This window comes from Ruegeria sp. CDSC021 (assembly GCF_059610845.1).
This window is the reverse complement of record NZ_JBXWOK010000010.1, coordinates 52,536-68,674: the sequence shown is the minus strand read 5'-3', so window position 1 is coordinate 68,674 and position 16,139 is coordinate 52,536. Positions and strand designations below refer to the sequence as shown.

Sequence of the window (16,139 nt, the reverse complement as noted above, 5' to 3'; positions counted from 1 at the left end):
CGGGCTTTGCCCGGCCTGTTTGCCTATCGCTTCAACGGTTAACAACCCGCATCGAAACGCGGTCATGCGCCCGTTTGAAGCGCATTGCCAGAAAGAACATCACGGCGGCGAAAGCCAGAGCGGAAAAGGCAATGGCCCACCCCAGTGCGACCATGCCACTGCCGGGCCAGAACAACAGCACCAACCCAATGATCAGCGCAATGATCCCCGAGTTTCGCACCATCACGGCATCCGGGTTGTTGCTGGGTATCTGCCGCCATGCCAGCAACGAACCGATGCCGACGATCAGCGCCCAAGCACCCAGCAGGAAAAATGTCAGCCGCGCAACACCCTCGGGCCAGATCAGCAGGACAAGACCGATCAACAGTGCCCCGATGCCGACGCCGCCGATCAATCCGCGCCGTCCAAAGCCCAGTAGGGTCAGGCCGCCATCTAGAACCAAAAGCAGGCCGACCAGTCGCAACAGCAAAGAGATACTGCCCGTTGGCCAAAACAGCGCGGCGATCCCCAATGCTCCGGCCAGACATCCGCGCAACAGGAAGGTCCACCACAGATTTGCCAGTTGGTCGCCAAATGTATCGCGGCCCTCCATACTGGAATCGTCCATGATTTCTTCGCGCGTGTGGTGGGGGTCGGTCATGGGAGCCTCTTATTTCGATTGTCGTATCAATAATTTTGGTGCCGGTCTGGCGGGCTAAGATTCGCGCAGCAGCTTTTGAACCCAGCGTGGCACGGTTTCGGATGCAGGGCCAAGTATCACCTGATCGAAACTCGAGGCGCCGGATGACGGATCTAGGTTCAACTCGACGGTTCGTGCGCCTGACATTGTCGCCTCGTGCACAAATGCTGCGGCGGGGTAGACCTGACCCGAGGTGCCGATTGAAGCGAAGATTGCAGCATTGGCCAGGTGATCGTAGATCAGGTCCATAAAATAGGGCATCTCACCGAACCATACAACATCGGGTCGGGCGGTTGGGCCACCGCAGGCGGGGCAGGGTTCACCCACCGACATCTCGGGCGGGGCGACCCAGCGGTGATCGCAGGCGGTGCATAAGGCCCCAGCGAGGGTGCCGTGCATATGGATCACATTCTCGGATCCTGCAGCTTCGTGGAGGCCGTCGACATTCTGTGTCACGATGATAACCTCGCCGGGCCAGTTGCGTTGCAGATGGGTCAGCGCGGTATGGGCCGGATTGGGTTGCGCCTGTGCAGCCTGCACACGGCGCGCGTTGTAGAACTTGTGCACCACCGCCGGATTGCGGGCAAAGCCTTCGGGCGTGGCGACATCCTCGATCCTGTGCTGCGCCCACAGACCTCCTTCGTCGCGGAATGTGCCCAGCCCGCTTTCGGCGGAAATCCCGGCACCGGTCAGAATGACGATCTTTTCCATTTCCGCCTCACGCGTTACACCCGGTTGTATGACACACCGTATCCTTTTCGTCTGTTTGGGCAATATCTGCCGGTCTCCGGCCGCCGAAGGTGCCTTTCGCGCCCGTGCGCCGCATCATGCCACCGACAGCGCCGGAACCTCTGGCTGGCACATCGGAGACCCGCCTTATGGCCCAATGCAGCAGGCTGCTCATGCCCGTAGTATCGACATCAGCGATCTGCGCGCGCGCAAATTCGTGGCCGAAGATTTTGACCGCTTTGACCTGATCATCGGAATGGATGCAGAGAACCTTACCAATATCGAAAACTTGCGTCCCCGTGGCAACAAAACTCCGGTTCGCTTGCTGACTGATTTCGCTACTGAGACAGGCGCGGATCATGTGCCCGATCCGTATTATACCCGTGATTTCGAGGGCACGCTGGATTTGATCGAAAAGGCCGTCGCAGGTCTTGACGCACATCTGAGGGCTTAGTTGTAGATGCTTTGATGTCTTCGACATTCAGGTGTAAAATCAATCGACGCCTGCATCGGGGCTAAGCTCACCTGTTTGGTTCTTTCGCAATCACAGTGGATAAGGTGCGTGTCGTCCGGCTTCTGGTGATTGCAATCGCACCCAAAACCAAAGCGCAGGCTACGGCCTGTGGTGTTGTGATTGCTTCGCCAAAGGCAAGAAAGCCCACAGCAAACATCGTCGGCAATTCAATGCTGCCGACGACCGCAGTTTGAGAAGCGCCGATCAACGGCGAGCAGATCGTATAAATGAGCTGTGGCACAAGCGCTGTGACCAGGCCAATTCCGACGATCAAAATCCAGTCGGATTGCCCCTGCGGGAGCAACTTGGCAACATCGGCGTTCAACATCAGCGGCAACAGCCCGAGAACCGATCCCAAGGAAACCGAAGCAATGCGCGCAAGCGGTGCGATGCGGGACAACCTGTGAACCAAAACACATATTCCGAAGCCGAACCCGATTGGGGCTGCTAGCGACATCAGAAGCGTTGGTATGTGCTGAATAGGAACGGATGCGGGCGATCCTGCAATGAGTGCCGCCAACGTAATGAGGCCCGAGGCGAACAATGCGCGCCTTGTGGGTGTATCGGCGAACAAAGTCCAGGCAATGATCAGCGTGAAAACCGGATAGGTCATATAGAGAACGCCCACAGTCGATGCGGGTAATGTCTCCAGCGCCGTCACATATCCAATCCATCCAAGGCCCATTACCGCGCCTGCCGAAAGCCCCCAAGCAATCTCGCGCCAAGCGTTTCGGTGTATTATAAGAACAGGCAGCAGCAGAATTGCCGTAACGATGTAGCGATAGAACGCGACGGCATAAGGCGCGACGCCTTGCTCGGTCAGCCCTCGGCTAAAATAAGGAACCAGCCCGAAACAAATTGAGGCGAAAAGAACGCCGGCAACCGCAATCGGATAGGGAATAGTTGGTCTGGTCTGTGTTGATATCGTTGCCATTCCAATTTGCTATCACAGGTTTGCGACTGCTGTAGCAGAGATTCGTCGAGCGGTTGCTTCGGTTCGCAAAGCTAACCCTAGTTCAGTTCTGTATGAAGATGGTGGCAGAAACACACGGCGCGTTGGTAAATATGCTTCCAATATCTGCGGTACCCTACACTAACTCATCACCTTCAACTGCCCGCCCAGCCACGGCACCTGCGCGACTGCCGGATCAACAATCTGGCTCCGCATCAGCCGTCGGATCATGTCTGCAACCTCTTTGGGTACTTGGTCCGACCAGTCAGAGCGGGTGAACAGCGAAATTGTGCGGGCGAAGTCACCGAACGGGACCGGATGCGCCTCCATCCCGTCATGAAACCGCGTCGCACGCATATATCCCAGTGGTGTTGTGATCGCCCAGCCAAGCCCCTGTGCGACCATTGCCATCAGCGCCAGGTGCGAGCCGATTTCAAACCGTTCCTCGAACTCCATTTGCTGGCGCGCCAGATGCGCCTCGATCTGGCGACTGATCAGCTGATCTCGGGCGTATCGCAGAAAGGGCAGGTCCTGTATTGAATTCCCCTTACCCTTTGGGGTCACCAGAATGAAAGGGTCCTGAACCAGAGGGTATTCAATCACACCCTTCAGGACCTCTCCGGAATGCGCGGATACAGCCATATGCAGCCTCTGCGCCTCCAGCTCGGCGAACAGGTTTAGGCTGGGCAACGTGATCAGTTTGAATTTCGACCGGGTTAGGCTGTCGGCGAGCAAAGTCGCCAGCCGCGGGGTCAGATCGTTGTCGAAATCGTCAATCAAACCGATGGAGAGGGTGGTCAGATGCCCCAGATCCATCACGGTCAGTTCGCTTTGGGCCATTTGCAGTTCGGCCAGCACGACCTCGGCCCGCGCCAGAAAGCTGCGGCCGGCTTGCGTTAAACGCATTGGTCGTCGCCCGTGATCGACCAGATCAGTGCCCAATGCCTTTTCCAGATTGCGCAACTGCTGAGAAACCGAAGGCTGGCTGAGCCCCGTGATCTCGGCGGCCAGTGCCACCGATCCTGTCCGCGCCAAAGCCTCGAACACCTCAAGGCCCCGCAGGGTCAGCCCTTTCATTACCATCTGATACACCTTTCGCTGCGCCATATCTGAGGTGCAGTGCGCATCAGGTCAAGCAGCGTGACCGGCTTAGTTGCAGATTGCCTGCGCCATCTGGCCAAAGTTCTTATACCGATCCCACAGCGCATCATCGCGCGAAGTCTGCGACATCTTCAACTCCTGCGCCTGATGGGGGTCGGTGAACCACTTGGCGACGGTCTTCTGATCACCACGCGTCAACGCCTGATCCGCGACGCGCTGAATGCAGCTGCACCGCGCCCGCGTTGCCGCCGACCGGTCCGACGCCAGACACGCCCGTTTGATCTGCGCAGCCTCGCTCGGTGCCGGAGCCATCGCCGTCAGCGATGCCGCACAAAATGCGATTAAGAGGAACTGTTTCATGCTCTTGCCTCGTTTTTGCCTGCCCGGACGGGTCTGATGCCCCTCTCGGTCTGTGGCGGAGTATGAATCAAAGTGGATTTCGGATCAATCATGTGCTGCGAAAAAGTGATTGCGCACATAATTGATGTCGCGTTTTCTGGCCTGACTTCGCTTAGAACTATATCGTGAGACCAAAATGCTAAAGAAATACGGGCGTACATTCCACTTGCCGCAATCTCCCGGTGCTACAAGCGATGACAAGATCATGTCGAGTGTTGATGAGTTGGCATCAGCGGACAAAGTCGTCTTTACCGAAAAGATGGACGGCGAGAATACGACAATTCACAGCCAAGGCTGCCACCCTCGCAGCATCGACGCAAGATATCACCCGTCGCGAGACTGGGTGAAGGCTTTCGCAGCTGGTATCGCACCGCAACTTACTTAGGATGAGCGCATTGTTGGCGAATATCTATTCGCACGTCATTCCATCGCGTATTTGGAATTGCCGACTTATTTTTTGGGATTCGCGTGGATCAAAGCTGGCGTCGTTCAGCCATGGGATGCGACGCTGTCACGCTTTACAAAACTTGGAATCAGCCCTGTTTCCGAACTGTATCGGGGACGGCTCTCAGCTCAGGTCGTCGCTGATGTAATTGCAGCCCTAGATCTAGACACACAAGAGGGGTTTGTCGTTCGCACAACAGCAGCATTCGAGGAAGAAAACATGCCCACTCATCTCGCGAAGTACGTACGTGAAGGTCATGTGCAAAGTGAGACGCATTGGATGAATGCTGAACTGGTTAGAAATGGGCTGGTCTGATCGGATCGAAGCCTAGCAACTAAAGGGTTTCGTCGGGTCTCGTCCTACCTTGACCGCAGCCCATTTCCGACGCATATCCCCAACCCATGACAGACCTCGCTCACATCCGCAATTTCTCCATCGTCGCGCATATCGACCATGGCAAATCCACCCTTGCTGACCGGCTCATCCAAGAGACCGGGACAGTCAAGGATCGTGACATGAAGGAACAGCTGCTCGACAGCATGGATATCGAGCGCGAGCGCGGCATCACCATCAAGGCCAACACGGTCCGCATCGACTATACCGCCGACAATGGCGAGAAATACGTGCTGAATCTGATCGACACTCCCGGCCACGTGGATTTCGCCTATGAGGTCAGCCGCTCGATGCGTGCCGTCGAAGGCTCTCTGCTGGTTGTGGACTCGACCCAAGGGGTCGAGGCGCAGACGCTGGCCAACGTGTATCAAGCCATCGACGCCGATCATGACATCGTGCCGGTGCTCAACAAGATCGATCTGCCCGCGTCCGATTGCGACCGCGTGGCCGAACAGATCGAGGATGTGATCGGCATCGACGCGTCCGAGGCGATTCAGGTCAGCGCCAAGACCGGGCAGGGCATCCATGAGACGTTGGAGGCCATCGTCACCCATCTGCCGGCCCCCAAGGGTAATCTGGATGCACCGCTCAAGGCGATGCTGGTCGATAGCTGGTACGACGCCTATCTCGGCGTCATCGTTCTGGTCCGCATCATGGACGGCACCCTGAAAAAGGGCATGCGCGTCAAGTTCATGTCGAACAACACCCTGCACCATGTCGACCGCGTCGGCGTTTTCCGGCCTGAGATGGAGATGGTCGACAGCCTTGGCCCCGGTGAGATCGGTTTTTTGACCGCCTCGATCAAACAGGTCCGCGACACCCGCGTCGGTGACACGATCACCAATGACCGCAATGGCGCAGAAATCGCGCTGGACGGCTTTAAACCCGCGCAACCGGTGGTGTTCTGTGGCCTCTTCCCCGTCGACAGTTCCGAATTCGAAGACCTGCGCGACGCGATCGACAAACTGGCGCTGAACGACGCCAGCTTCAGCTTTGAAATGGAAACCTCGGCCGCTTTGGGCTTTGGCTTCCGCTGCGGCTTCCTTGGCCTGTTGCACCTTGAGGTCATCCGCGACCGGATTGAGCGCGAATATGATATCGAGCTGATCACCACTGCGCCCTCGGTGATCTATCACGTCTTCATGAAAGACGGCGAGATGATCGAACTGCACAACCCCGCAGACATGCCAGACCCCTCAAAGGTCGACCATATCGAGGAACCGCGCATCAAGGCGACCATCCTTGTGCCGGATGAATTCCTGGGCGACGTACTGAAACTGTGCCAGGACCGCCGTGGCATCCAGATGGACCTGACCTATGCGGGCTCGCGCGCCATGGTCGTCTATGACCTGCCGCTGAACGAGGTCGTCTTTGACTTCTACGACCGCCTGAAATCGGTGACCAAGGGCTATGCCTCGTTTGACTATCAGATGACCGGCTATACCGAGGACGCGCTGGTCAAGATGTCGGTGCTGGTGAATGATGAACCGGTCGATGCGCTATCGACCATGGTTCACCGCGACCGGGCCGAGATGCGGGGCCGGGCGATGTGCGAAAAGCTCAAGGACCTGATCCCGCGCCACATGTTCAAAATCCCGATCCAGGCCGCCATCGGAGGCAAGGTCATCGCGCGCGAGACCCTCTCGGCCCTGCGCAAGGACGTGACCGCCAAATGCTACGGAGGCGACGCCACGCGGAAACGCAAACTGCTGGACAAGCAGAAGGCGGGGAAAAAGAAGATGCGCCAGTTCGGGAAGGTTGATATCCCGCAGGAGGCGTTTATTTCAGCGTTGAAGATGGACTCTTGACTATATTGACAGCCACTAATTGCGATCCACAGTAGTCCTGATTAGAACTCTCCCTAATGATCAGAACTTGAAGATATTTGAGGCACTCTAAATGGCTGAATTTGTTGTGGATTGCCCGCGCTGTGGTGCCATCCGCTCGACGCACGACGTGTTTTCGAGCGTTGTAGTAGGCATGCAGTACGGTTGGAAGCAATTCGTTGAGGTCCCGGGTATCTGTCGAACTTGCGGACAAATGAGTGTCAAAATTGTATCGCGGCTCAATTCAAGTAAGCAGTTGAATAACTGGTTTGGTGCCGTAGGGTCTATCAATGCCCTTAGCAGTTACAATGGATCGCTAAACGACTTAGTCGAGTTCCATCGCAATGTCACACTGCGCGACAAGAGCCAGGCTGCTCCTCCCGAACATGTTCCGGAAGAGATTGAAAATGTAATCCGTGAAGCAAACGCTTGTTTGGCTAGCGAATGTTGGAATGCCGCAGCTGCGATGTATCGCTTAGCGCTTGATATGGCGACGAAGTCATTGCTACCGAACGAAGGTGAGCCTGCTGCTAAAGTGAGGCGAAGTTTGGGCCTTAGAATCCAGTGGCTTTTCGATGAGCAAAAATTACCCTTGGATTTGAAGGGCCTTGCAGAGTGCCTCCAGCAAGATGGAAACGATGGGGCGCACGACGGAACACTAGTAAAAGAAGACGCAGACGATCTACATGACTTCTGTTTTGAATTGATGCGTAGGCTTTACACAGAGCCAAAAAGGGTTGAGCTCGCTGAAGCTCGTCGAGTTGCAAGGCGCCAAGGGTGAAATCCAGCGGTCGACGCTGTCGGTATCGTTAATGTAATTCGGTCACTAAACACACTTGTCCGGCACGGCGGGGCCGCGCCGACGCGCCCCTTCAAACCGAAGGTTTGCCTCCGGCAAAACGGGCGGCCCGTTTGCGCCCCGGGGTTCCGCCCGTTCGACCCTGAAACGGTCCATTGGATCGTTTCCCAGACGGGCCTTACCCCCTTCGGGCCGGCGCTGCCCTCCGTTCTGCTAATCGACCGTTGGAAGCGCGTTTGCGTCCCAAGACACCGCTCACTCTGACCCAGATCAAAGACCGCGCGCGCGCTCAATCCTAGGATCCGCGAAAGTTGAATCCCTGATATGAGGCCCCCATGCTTCCCCTGATGTTGATCGTACATATCTTCCTTGGCTCCACCTTTGCCGGGTCCGCTGTCATTGCGGTTCTGTCGATGGGGTATACGACGCTATACCCTATCCTGATCGCTGCCGGAGCTGGCTTTATTGCGGCGTTTCCGGTTTCGTATCTGGTGACCCGAAAGATCGCGGGATAAGGCCTGTTCGGCCCATTGTGACCAACCTCACAGCCGCATCCCGGCTGGCCTGCTAGAGTTTACCTTGCGGAACCCTAGCAGGAGGCGCAGATGTCCACATCCATGATCCCCTTCATTGCCCTCGGGTCAGCGGGTCTCTATTCCGTTGCCATGGTCGCGATGAAGTTCTGGTGGAAAATCCCCGGCCTGGGGCTTGGCCTGCTGATCGTCGCGACCCTGCTGGCCGGGGCGACGCTCGAACTCGCCGCGCTGCGCGACGAACGGTTGGGCATAATCTATACTGGCATTCTGGGGGCCGAGGTCGTTCTGATCGCCATCGCCTCATTCTTTCTGTTTGGCGAAAACTTCTCGCATCGCGAAGTGTTTGGCATTTCCCTGGTCGTGATCGGCACCGCGCTGGCCTGGGCCTAAGCGCGACAAACTGGTTAGGCTTTTTTAAAGCCTTCATGAAGCTTCCTTCAGGTAAGTTGCAACCGGCCCTCAGCCACCCAATCTGTGTAAAAGGCCAACGAAAGGCCCAGTGCAGGAGGTGAGCCAGTGACAGCAAATTCAACTATCGAAGCGGTAAATGCCCCTTCATTTAGGTTGGCTGCGTGGGCTGGCGCAAGATCCTTGGGCTGTATGTAATTTTGAATTTGCGTAGCCTGCGCGATCGAACGAGTTCCGGGCTCGTCTCTGGTCTCCAGGTGAACTGAAGCGTCTCTGGTCCGGTTGGAATTTAGGGGGTACTGGCTGCGAATTGCCGCAGCGCTTAGTAGGTAACCCAACCGGGTCGGAGCGCTTCTCAAATTCAGAACAGGCTTTCAGCGCAAAATGCGGGCAGGTGGCCCTGATTGGTCAGAAAATGCCTCGGTCCTCGGAGGCCGTGGCCAAAGAGCGACCCGTTCACGGCGGGTTTGATTCGAAATATCAGGGATCGGATCGGCGCAATCGCTCACCAAAACCCCCAGAAGGGTCGTGCAGCCCGTTTGCGCCTGCAGAAAGAGTCCAAAATCCCGGGCCAAGCACGCAATTTCACTTGTCCAATCGCAACTCTGCGCAGGAACGTAAAATCTAGAGTTATCCACATTACTCTCCAGCGAGATATCAACAGTTTATCCCCGACTATTTTTTATGCTGCAGTGCTATTTTCTTGCCCGTTTATGACCGCGATGTAACAGTCAGGTTACCGCAGAGGTTCTTAGGATCCTGGGTGGGACGCAAAGGCCAAGGGGGTCGCTGCGGTGAAGGGAAATCTTAGGATTTTGTTCTACTGCAAAGACTTACCGGTGCGTGATCCGCTGATTTGGGCGTCAAGTTTGAAACAGGTGATCAAGCTCTCAGAAGGTTAATGCGTGCTGTGCGGGGCCCTCGGGCTCTGTTCAGCGGCTGTGGCCCCTTAGGGGGACAAAGCAACTGGATCGGGGCGTCCCTCGGGCGTGTCGAACCGGTAAGGCGTCAGGGGTGCCCTATGGGCACATGCAAAGACCGCGTCTGCGCACCTGACGCCTTTTCCTTTTTCCGGGCCCCGGATTCATACAGGCAGCGATTTAATTCCCCCTAAAACGGGAACGGGGTTCTTGCGTTTAAGCAAGAACCCCGTGATCGTGTCAGAAATGCAATGCCGCGTCTATGCACCTGTGTCCGCAAGGATAGCGGGTCCGGGTGCAGAGAGCAACTATATCTTGTATGTCGCCCGATCTTGATCGCTACATTCCGAATGGAATCAGATGTTTTCCTGAACCTCGGTGGCTGCGCCCTGAATTGCGTCACCTGCTTTTTCAATATCTTTACCGGCGCCTTTAGCGGTTTCACATGCGGCGAGTGTGCAAAGGGCCAGTCCAATAAGTGCGGCTCGGATCATAGGTCTCTCCTTTTGTATTAGTCCCGATTTTCGTAGCAGTTTTGCTAATGGTGAACCAGAGTTTTGAACCGGCATTCTATTCTTTACGAAAAAGTGGCCCGATGGCTGCTGTCACCAGAAAGATCACAGCTGCGGCGCAGACGATGCTGGGCCCGGCCGGAGTGTCGGCAAGATACGCACCGCACAGCCCGACAAGGGCGGCAGCTGATCCGATGATTGCGGCCCCGAATGCCATATTTTCAGGTGTTTTCACCAAAGATCGTGCACCGGCTGCCGGGATGACGAGCAGGGCGGCAATCAACAGAACCCCTACCACTTTGATTGCCACGGCAACGGCCAGCGCCATGGTCAGCGTCAACCACACCTCCTCGCGCTTAGGGTCAATGCCGGATGCATAGGCCATGTCCGGGTTCAGCGTGGCGACAAGTAGGGCTGACCAGCGCCAGATCATGACTGCCAGGATCAACGCGCCGCCGCCCCAAATGGTTGCCAAATCGCCTTTGGTGACAGCCAGGATATCACCAAACAGAAAGGCATTTAAATCCAGCCGGACGTCGGACAGCAAGGCGACGGTGACTAGTCCTGCGGCCAGGGCTGTATGCGCTATTACGCCTAGTAATGTGTCCATCGCCAACCCCTTGCCACGCAAAAGCGTGACGGTAAGCCCCATGGCAAGCGCTGACGCCACAATCGACGGCAGCATCGGAAGCGAAAACGCCAGAGACAGTGCCACACCCAGAACAGCCGCGTGCGCTGTGGCCTCGCCCAGATAGGCCATCCGGCGCCATACCACAAAGCACCCCAAAGGGGCCGCCGCGAGTGCAACGCCAATACCCGCCAGCGCCGCACGAACCATAAAATCTTCTAACATCAGTTGGTTGTTTCCTGGTCGTGGTGGTGGTCATGGTCGTGCGAATGGCTGTGTTGATGTTGGTAAAGGGCCATCATGCCCTTGGTTCCGCTGCCAAATAGGGCCCGGTATTCGGGTGCGTCCGCGACGGTATGAGGCGACCCCTCGCAGCATATATGTCCGTTCAGACATAGCACACGGTCTGAGGCCGCCATGACAACGTGCAGATCGTGACTGACCATCACGATTGCACAACCAAGGTCGCGTCTGACCTGCTCAATGCGTTGATAAAAGGCAGCTGCACCCGGTTGATCTAGGCCTTGCGTCGCTTCATCCAAAAGCAAGACCTGAGGATCATCAAGGAGTGCGCGCGCCAGCAGAACTCGTTGAAATTGACCGCCCGAAAGCTGGGTCATTTGCCGGTTGCGCAGATCCGGGACGCCCGCTCGTTCTAGTGCATCCAGCGCTTTGCGGGCCGAGATCCGTTTGGGTAAGCCCAGGAAACGTTGCACGGTCATCGGTAAAGCGGCGTCCAAAGCCAGTTTTTGCGGGACATAACCGATGCGCAGGCCGGGCGCGCGGCTTACCTGGCCTTCTGATGGGGTAATGGCCCCAATGATCGCCCGTAAAAGAGTCGACTTACCAGATCCGTTGGGCCCCACAATGGTCACGATCTCTGCTTCGGAAACTGCCGCATTCACATGTTCAAGGATCGTGCGGCCGTCGATCCGAATGGACATGTTTTTCAATGAAATAAGAGGGGTATTCATGCCGCCGACCCTACACATTCGGGACATAGGCCCTCGGCCTCGACCACTACTCGTTCGATTTGAAACCCCGAGGTGTTCGCCGCAGCGCCCAATCGACCCTGTGTCAGCTCGGTTTCCGTTTCAGCCACTGCTTTGCAGGACCTGCAGATCAGAAACGCGGGGACATGGTCATGGGTCGGGTGGGCGCAGGCTGTATAGGCATTCAGTTGCTCGATACGATGCACGAACCCGTTTTGCACAAGGAAATCCAGTGCACGATACGCGACCGGAGGTTGCGACCCGAGCCCTTCTGCAGCTAGCACAGCCAGAATGTCATATGCGCCCATTGCCCGGTGCTTTTCCAACAGGATCTCAAGAACACGGCGTCGGACAGTGGTGAATTGCAGGCGCTTTGTTCTGCACTTGTTTTCGGCCTGAGACAGCGCAGTGTGAACGCAGTGGGCGTGATCGTGTTGTCTGAATCCAACAGTGCTCATGGCGGGACTCCAATGATTTTCAACTTGATATGTAATAACGTCCGGATTAACAAGCGTACAACGAATGTAATAACATATCATTTCGGAGGGAATATGTTCCGACCCACACTGTATTTGTTCTCAATCGCGTTTGCAGGCCAAGCTATTGCTGAAGCGCCAAGCGTGGCCGTCGATATTGCGCCTGTTCATTCGCTGGTCGCCCGTGTGATGGATGGCGTGGGTGAGCCCAGTCTGATCATTCCGCCCGGGGCGTCACCTCATGATCACGCTATGCGGCCTTCTGAGGCGCGGTCTTTACAGTCCGCCGAGATCGTATTCTGGACTGGAGAAGAGCTGACCCCTTGGCTGGCTAAACCCTTGGGTGCGCTGTCGCCGGATGCACTGCACGTCTCTTTGTTGGATGCCGATGGAACAATTCTCTATGAATTCCGGGATGCGACCGATCATGATGACCATGATGACCATGATGACCATGCGGATCATGATGGCCACGACGATCACGCGGATTACGACGATCATGCGGGTCATGACGATCACGACGACCATGCGGGCCATGCAGACGACCATGGCCATGATCACGAAGGGGTTGACCCCCACGCCTGGCTGGATCCCGAAAATGCACGTATCTGGGTTCAGGTAATTGCCGCAACGCTCTCAGAGGCGGACCCTGAAAACGCCGATGTTTATCAGCAGAACGCGGCGACCGCAGATCGGGAACTGGTTGAACTGAAAGAAAAAATTATGACAGATCTGACAGATATGCAGACGCTGTCATTCATAACGTTTCATGATGCCTATCAGTATTTCGAAAAGCGATTTGGGCTGGAGTCAACCGGCGCAGTCAGTCTTGGCGATGCGTCCTCTCCCGGGCCGGCGCGATTGGCGGCTTTGCGTGAAAAGGTTGAGCATGAAGGAATTGTTTGTGCCTTTTCCGAGCCGCAATTTGACACAAGGCTGGTGCGGACAGCGATCGAAGGAACCGGGGCCACGATCTTTGAATTGGATCCCGTAGGCGTTAGTTTTGACACGGGAATTTCGCACTATGATAGTTTGCTAATGGCCATGTCCGCCGGCTATCAAGACTGTTCCAAAAGTAAGTCGTAAGTAGCTGGGATAGCGGATTGCTCTTATTCTTCGTTGCAAAAGAGTTCGTAGACAACCTCTAACATCCGGCGTGGCCGTTCATCGGCCAGTCTATAAAAGATCGCCTTGCCTTCGCGGCGAGGCGTCACCAACCCTTCAAGTCGCAACCGCGACAGTTGTTGCGAAACAGCGGCTTGCCGCGCCGAAAGCAGCTCTTCCAGTTCTGTTACTGACTTTTCTCCCGATACCAGGTGGCACAGGATCATGAGACGCCCTTCGTGGCTGATGGCCTTGAGAAAATTTGCAGCATGCGTTGCGTTCTCAACCATTTTGTCGAAATTTTCCGGAGATGTTTCCTGTGAAAGTTGTGGAAGGGCCATCCTCTGTTTCCTTACCAGCCCACACTTTGGGCGCCTGTTTGTGTTGCTGTCTGGAGAAGGTCGCAAGTCAGCTAGTTATGAACATTTACTCTCATATGCATGAACCAAAATGAGGTGAGGGGAAAAGGGGAACTTGTGAGAGTTCGACGCAGATTTCGACTTTGAAGAGCGTATCGCTTTAGTCACCGCTGAATATCAATTTGCATTTGCAGGGCATGAAGTTTCCTGCACCCCTTGCAGCCCCACTGTGGCGATACTAAGACTCAGGTAACAGATTTTCGGGTAGTGTCCCGATCCATAGCAAAGCAGGCAGGTTTCTTATGTTCGATCCCGTTGACACATACATGAACACGCTTGTCCCAATGGTCGTTGAGCAGACCAGCAGGGGTGAGCGCGCATATGATATCTTCTCGCGCCTTCTGAAAGAGCGGATCATCTTTATCAACGGCCCGATCCACGACGGGATGAGCCATCTTGTGGTTGCTCAGCTGCTGCACCTTGAGGCGGAGAACCCGAACAAGGAAATCTCGATCTACATCAACTCGCCGGGTGGCGTGGTCACCAGCGGTTTGTCGATTTACGACACAATGCAGTATATCAAACCGAAATGTTCCACATTGGTGATCGGTCAAGCGGCCTCGATGGGGTCGGTTCTGCTGGCCGGTGGTGAGAAGGGCATGCGCTTTTCCCTGCCGAACAGCCGCATCATGGTGCACCAGCCCAGTGGCGGATATCAGGGGCAGGCAAGCGATATCATGATCCACGCAGCTGAGACGCAAAAGCTGAAGGATCGCCTGTATGATATCTATGTACGCCATACTGGACAGACCAAAAAGGCTGTTGAAAAGGCGCTGGACCGTGACAACTTCATGAGCCCGGAAGAGGCTAAGGAGTGGGGTCACATAGACGAGATCGTTGAAAACCGCGCCAAGATGAGCGGCGAAGAGGGCTAAGCCCAGACCCCTCGTGTCGCCGATACGGGGGGTATTTTGAGATTGTAGCCGCCACAGTGCTGGCCTAAGCTGCACGAACAGGCGCAAGCGCGGCCCCGCAAGGGGCATAGGATGGAGCCCGAAAGGTAGATCATGGCGACGAATTCAGGCGGTGACGGCAAAAACACGCTCTACTGCAGCTTCTGTGGCAAAAGCCAGCATGAGGTGCGTAAGCTGATTGCAGGTCCGACCGTGTTCATCTGTGATGAATGCGTCGAGCTGTGTATGGACATCATCCGCGAAGAGACGAAAGCCAACGGGCTGAAATCTTCTGACGGAGTGCCGACGCCGAAAGACATCTGCGAAGTTCTGGACGATTATGTGATCGGTCAGGCTACGGCCAAGCGGGTTCTGTCAGTAGCGGTTCACAACCACTATAAACGATTGAATCACGCTCAGAAGGCCGGCAGCGATATCGAGCTGGCCAAATCCAACATCCTGTTGATCGGCCCGACAGGCTGCGGCAAGACGTTGTTGGCGCAAACTCTGGCGCGCATTCTGGATGTGCCCTTTACCATGGCCGATGCGACCACGCTGACCGAAGCCGGTTATGTGGGCGAGGATGTCGAAAATATCATCCTCAAACTGTTGCAGGCCAGCGAATACAATGTCGAACGCGCGCAGCGCGGCATCGTTTACATCGATGAGGTCGACAAGATCACGCGCAAATCCGAGAATCCCTCGATCACGCGCGACGTGTCGGGCGAGGGCGTGCAGCAGGCGCTGCTGAAGCTGATGGAAGGCACCGTCGCCAGTGTTCCGCCGCAAGGTGGACGCAAGCATCCGCAGCAGGAATTCCTGCAAGTGGACACGACGAATATCCTGTTCATCTGCGGTGGTGCCTTTGCGGGTCTGGATAGAATTATCGCACAGCGCGGCAAAGGCTCGGCCATGGGCTTTGGTGCCGATGTGCGGGACAATGATGACCGCGGCGTGGGTGAGATTTTCAAAGAGCTGGAGCCTGAAGACCTGCTGAAATTCGGTCTGATCCCGGAATTTGTCGGACGTCTGCCAGTTCTGGCCACGCTTGAAGATCTCGACGAGGATGCGCTGGTCACCATTCTGACCAAACCCAAGAACGCGCTGGTCAAACAATATCAGCGTCTGTTCGAACTGGAAGATGCCGAGCTGGGCTTTACCGACGATGCGCTCAAGGCTATCGCCAAACGCGCCATTGAACGGAAGACCGGTGCACGCGGGCTGCGCTCGATCCTTGAAGACATCCTTCTGGACACGATGTTCGAATTGCCTGGCATGAAGAACGTGACCGAGGTTGTCGTTAACGAAGAGGCTGTATCCTCGGACAAGCAGCCGCTGATCATCTATGCGGATGCGGCGGAATCAGCTTCGGCCGGGTAATCACTGAATTTGAATTACAACAGATGGCGCGGTG

The 16,139-nt window shown here is 56.0% G+C and carries 18 protein-coding genes and 1 pseudogene; 9 read left to right on the top strand and 10 right to left on the bottom strand.

The window, feature by feature from the left end; all coding sequences use genetic code 11:
- Positions 1-31: 31 nt before the first annotated feature.
- Positions 32-640: an HdeD family acid-resistance protein gene (locus AC2FGB_RS15330; protein ID WP_282027764.1), complete on the bottom strand. Its 609-nt coding sequence runs from the start codon at positions 638-640 to the stop codon at positions 32-34.
- A 54-nt stretch (positions 641-694) separates the two neighbouring features.
- The gene (locus AC2FGB_RS15325) at positions 695-1,390 is read right to left on the bottom strand and encodes an NAD-dependent deacylase (protein ID WP_281995791.1); all 696 of its coding nucleotides are present in this window, start codon (positions 1,388-1,390) and stop codon (positions 695-697) included.
- A 28-nt stretch (positions 1,391-1,418) separates the two neighbouring features.
- Here AC2FGB_RS15325 and AC2FGB_RS15320 point away from each other — a divergent pair, with 28 nt between their 5' ends.
- Positions 1,419-1,862, top strand: a complete 444-nt coding sequence (locus AC2FGB_RS15320) for a low molecular weight protein-tyrosine-phosphatase (RefSeq protein ID WP_142638096.1) — start codon at positions 1,419-1,421, stop codon at positions 1,860-1,862.
- 67 nt (positions 1,863-1,929) lie between these two features.
- Here AC2FGB_RS15320 and AC2FGB_RS15315 read toward each other — a convergent pair whose 3' ends face one another.
- From AC2FGB_RS15315 to AC2FGB_RS15305, 3 genes are all read right to left on the bottom strand, one after another.
- Complete coding sequence (locus AC2FGB_RS15315; RefSeq protein WP_281995792.1) at positions 1,930-2,856, bottom strand: DMT family transporter; 927 nt, start codon at positions 2,854-2,856, stop codon at positions 1,930-1,932.
- A gap of 159 nt (positions 2,857-3,015) precedes the next feature.
- Positions 3,016-3,957 carry a LysR family transcriptional regulator gene (locus tag AC2FGB_RS15310; RefSeq protein WP_496690181.1) on the bottom strand — a complete coding sequence of 314 codons (942 nt, stop codon included), beginning with the start codon at positions 3,955-3,957 and terminating at the stop codon, positions 3,016-3,018.
- Positions 3,958-4,023: 66 nt separating this feature from the next.
- Positions 4,024-4,335: a hypothetical protein gene (locus AC2FGB_RS15305; RefSeq protein WP_142638101.1), complete on the bottom strand. Its 312-nt coding sequence runs from the start codon at positions 4,333-4,335 to the stop codon at positions 4,024-4,026.
- A gap of 175 nt (positions 4,336-4,510) precedes the next feature.
- Here AC2FGB_RS15305 and AC2FGB_RS15300 point away from each other — a divergent pair.
- The 5 genes and pseudogenes from AC2FGB_RS15300 (at position 4,511) to AC2FGB_RS15280 (ending at position 8,763) form a co-directional block, all read left to right on the top strand.
- A pseudogene (locus AC2FGB_RS15300) lies at positions 4,511-5,134 on the top strand (RNA ligase family protein).
- Positions 5,135-5,220: 86 nt separating this feature from the next.
- The gene (gene lepA, locus AC2FGB_RS15295; protein WP_281973236.1) at positions 5,221-7,020 is read left to right on the top strand and encodes a translation elongation factor 4; all 1,800 of its coding nucleotides are present in this window, start codon (positions 5,221-5,223) and stop codon (positions 7,018-7,020) included.
- Between the two features lie 91 nt (positions 7,021-7,111).
- Complete coding sequence (locus AC2FGB_RS15290) at positions 7,112-7,819, top strand: DUF4145 domain-containing protein (RefSeq protein WP_496694234.1); 708 nt, start codon at positions 7,112-7,114, stop codon at positions 7,817-7,819.
- Between the two features lie 353 nt (positions 7,820-8,172).
- Positions 8,173-8,352, top strand: coding sequence for a CTP synthetase (locus AC2FGB_RS15285; protein WP_142638109.1), 180 nt, complete (start codon positions 8,173-8,175; stop codon positions 8,350-8,352).
- A gap of 90 nt (positions 8,353-8,442) precedes the next feature.
- Complete coding sequence (locus tag AC2FGB_RS15280) at positions 8,443-8,763, top strand: hypothetical protein (protein ID WP_142638110.1); 321 nt, start codon at positions 8,443-8,445, stop codon at positions 8,761-8,763.
- A 1,294-nt stretch (positions 8,764-10,057) separates the two neighbouring features.
- Here AC2FGB_RS15280 and AC2FGB_RS15275 read toward each other — a convergent pair.
- The 4 genes from AC2FGB_RS15275 to AC2FGB_RS15260 form a co-directional block, all read right to left on the bottom strand.
- Positions 10,058-10,195: an entericidin A/B family lipoprotein gene (locus AC2FGB_RS15275; RefSeq protein ID WP_142638111.1), complete on the bottom strand. Its 138-nt coding sequence runs from the start codon at positions 10,193-10,195 to the stop codon at positions 10,058-10,060.
- Between the two features lie 76 nt (positions 10,196-10,271).
- On the bottom strand, positions 10,272-11,066 hold the full coding sequence (locus tag AC2FGB_RS15270) for a metal ABC transporter permease (RefSeq protein WP_496694233.1): 795 nt from the start codon (positions 11,064-11,066) through the stop codon (positions 10,272-10,274).
- Positions 11,066-11,815, bottom strand: a complete 750-nt coding sequence (locus AC2FGB_RS15265; RefSeq protein WP_496690139.1) for a metal ABC transporter ATP-binding protein — start codon at positions 11,813-11,815, stop codon at positions 11,066-11,068. Before AC2FGB_RS15265 ends, AC2FGB_RS15270 begins: the two co-directional genes overlap by 1 nt.
- Positions 11,812-12,291: a Fur family transcriptional regulator gene (locus tag AC2FGB_RS15260; RefSeq protein ID WP_142638114.1), complete on the bottom strand. Its 480-nt coding sequence runs from the start codon at positions 12,289-12,291 to the stop codon at positions 11,812-11,814. Before AC2FGB_RS15260 ends, AC2FGB_RS15265 begins: the two co-directional genes overlap by 4 nt.
- 93 nt (positions 12,292-12,384) lie before the next feature.
- On the opposite strand from AC2FGB_RS15260, the gene AC2FGB_RS15255 reads away from it, so the two are divergent.
- The gene (locus AC2FGB_RS15255) at positions 12,385-13,395 is read left to right on the top strand and encodes a zinc ABC transporter substrate-binding protein (protein ID WP_496694232.1); all 1,011 of its coding nucleotides are present in this window, start codon (positions 12,385-12,387) and stop codon (positions 13,393-13,395) included.
- 23 nt (positions 13,396-13,418) lie between these two features.
- Here the strand turns inward: AC2FGB_RS15255 and AC2FGB_RS15250 are convergent, their stop codons facing one another.
- Complete coding sequence (locus AC2FGB_RS15250; protein ID WP_142638116.1) at positions 13,419-13,754, bottom strand: ArsR/SmtB family transcription factor; 336 nt, start codon at positions 13,752-13,754, stop codon at positions 13,419-13,421.
- Between the two features lie 320 nt (positions 13,755-14,074).
- Between AC2FGB_RS15250 and AC2FGB_RS15245 the strand changes: the two genes are divergently transcribed.
- Positions 14,075-14,707: an ATP-dependent Clp protease proteolytic subunit gene (locus AC2FGB_RS15245; RefSeq protein ID WP_142638117.1), complete on the top strand. Its 633-nt coding sequence runs from the start codon at positions 14,075-14,077 to the stop codon at positions 14,705-14,707.
- Positions 14,708-14,839: 132 nt separating this feature from the next.
- A complete protein-coding gene (gene clpX / locus AC2FGB_RS15240; RefSeq protein WP_142638118.1) occupies positions 14,840-16,105 on the top strand; it encodes an ATP-dependent Clp protease ATP-binding subunit ClpX in 1,266 nt (421 codons plus the stop codon).
- Positions 16,106-16,139 lie beyond the last annotated feature (34 nt).

What these genes read in the sequence shown, in the direction of transcription:
- AC2FGB_RS15305 (WP_142638101.1), bottom strand. Translation starts at nt 4,335, where the DNA reads ATGAAACAGTTCCTCTTAATCGCATTTTGTGCGGCATCGCTGACGGCG.
- AC2FGB_RS15260 (WP_142638114.1), bottom strand. Translation starts at nt 12,291, where the DNA reads ATGAGCACTGTTGGATTCAGACAACACGATCACGCCCACTGCGTTCAC.
- AC2FGB_RS15320 (WP_142638096.1), top strand. Translation starts at nt 1,419, where the DNA reads ATGACACACCGTATCCTTTTCGTCTGTTTGGGCAATATCTGCCGGTCT.
- AC2FGB_RS15275 (WP_142638111.1), bottom strand. Translation starts at nt 10,195, where the DNA reads ATGATCCGAGCCGCACTTATTGGACTGGCCCTTTGCACACTCGCCGCA.
- AC2FGB_RS15310 (WP_496690181.1), bottom strand. Translation starts at nt 3,957, where the DNA reads ATGGTAATGAAAGGGCTGACCCTGCGGGGCCTTGAGGTGTTCGAGGCT.
- AC2FGB_RS15290 (WP_496694234.1), top strand. Translation starts at nt 7,112, where the DNA reads ATGGCTGAATTTGTTGTGGATTGCCCGCGCTGTGGTGCCATCCGCTCG.
- AC2FGB_RS15270 (WP_496694233.1), bottom strand. Translation starts at nt 11,066, where the DNA reads ATGTTAGAAGATTTTATGGTTCGTGCGGCGCTGGCGGGTATTGGCGTT.
- AC2FGB_RS15280 (WP_142638110.1), top strand. Translation starts at nt 8,443, where the DNA reads ATGTCCACATCCATGATCCCCTTCATTGCCCTCGGGTCAGCGGGTCTC.
- AC2FGB_RS15325 (WP_281995791.1), bottom strand. Translation starts at nt 1,390, where the DNA reads ATGGAAAAGATCGTCATTCTGACCGGTGCCGGGATTTCCGCCGAAAGC.
- lepA (WP_281973236.1), top strand. Translation starts at nt 5,221, where the DNA reads ATGACAGACCTCGCTCACATCCGCAATTTCTCCATCGTCGCGCATATC.
- AC2FGB_RS15245 (WP_142638117.1), top strand. Translation starts at nt 14,075, where the DNA reads ATGTTCGATCCCGTTGACACATACATGAACACGCTTGTCCCAATGGTC.
- clpX (WP_142638118.1), top strand. Translation starts at nt 14,840, where the DNA reads ATGGCGACGAATTCAGGCGGTGACGGCAAAAACACGCTCTACTGCAGC.
- AC2FGB_RS15250 (WP_142638116.1), bottom strand. Translation starts at nt 13,754, where the DNA reads ATGGCCCTTCCACAACTTTCACAGGAAACATCTCCGGAAAATTTCGAC.
- AC2FGB_RS15255 (WP_496694232.1), top strand. Translation starts at nt 12,385, where the DNA reads ATGTTCCGACCCACACTGTATTTGTTCTCAATCGCGTTTGCAGGCCAA.
- AC2FGB_RS15265 (WP_496690139.1), bottom strand. Translation starts at nt 11,815, where the DNA reads ATGAATACCCCTCTTATTTCATTGAAAAACATGTCCATTCGGATCGAC.
- AC2FGB_RS15315 (WP_281995792.1), bottom strand. Translation starts at nt 2,856, where the DNA reads ATGGCAACGATATCAACACAGACCAGACCAACTATTCCCTATCCGATT.
- AC2FGB_RS15285 (WP_142638109.1), top strand. Translation starts at nt 8,173, where the DNA reads ATGCTTCCCCTGATGTTGATCGTACATATCTTCCTTGGCTCCACCTTT.
- AC2FGB_RS15330 (WP_282027764.1), bottom strand. Translation starts at nt 640, where the DNA reads ATGACCGACCCCCACCACACGCGCGAAGAAATCATGGACGATTCCAGT.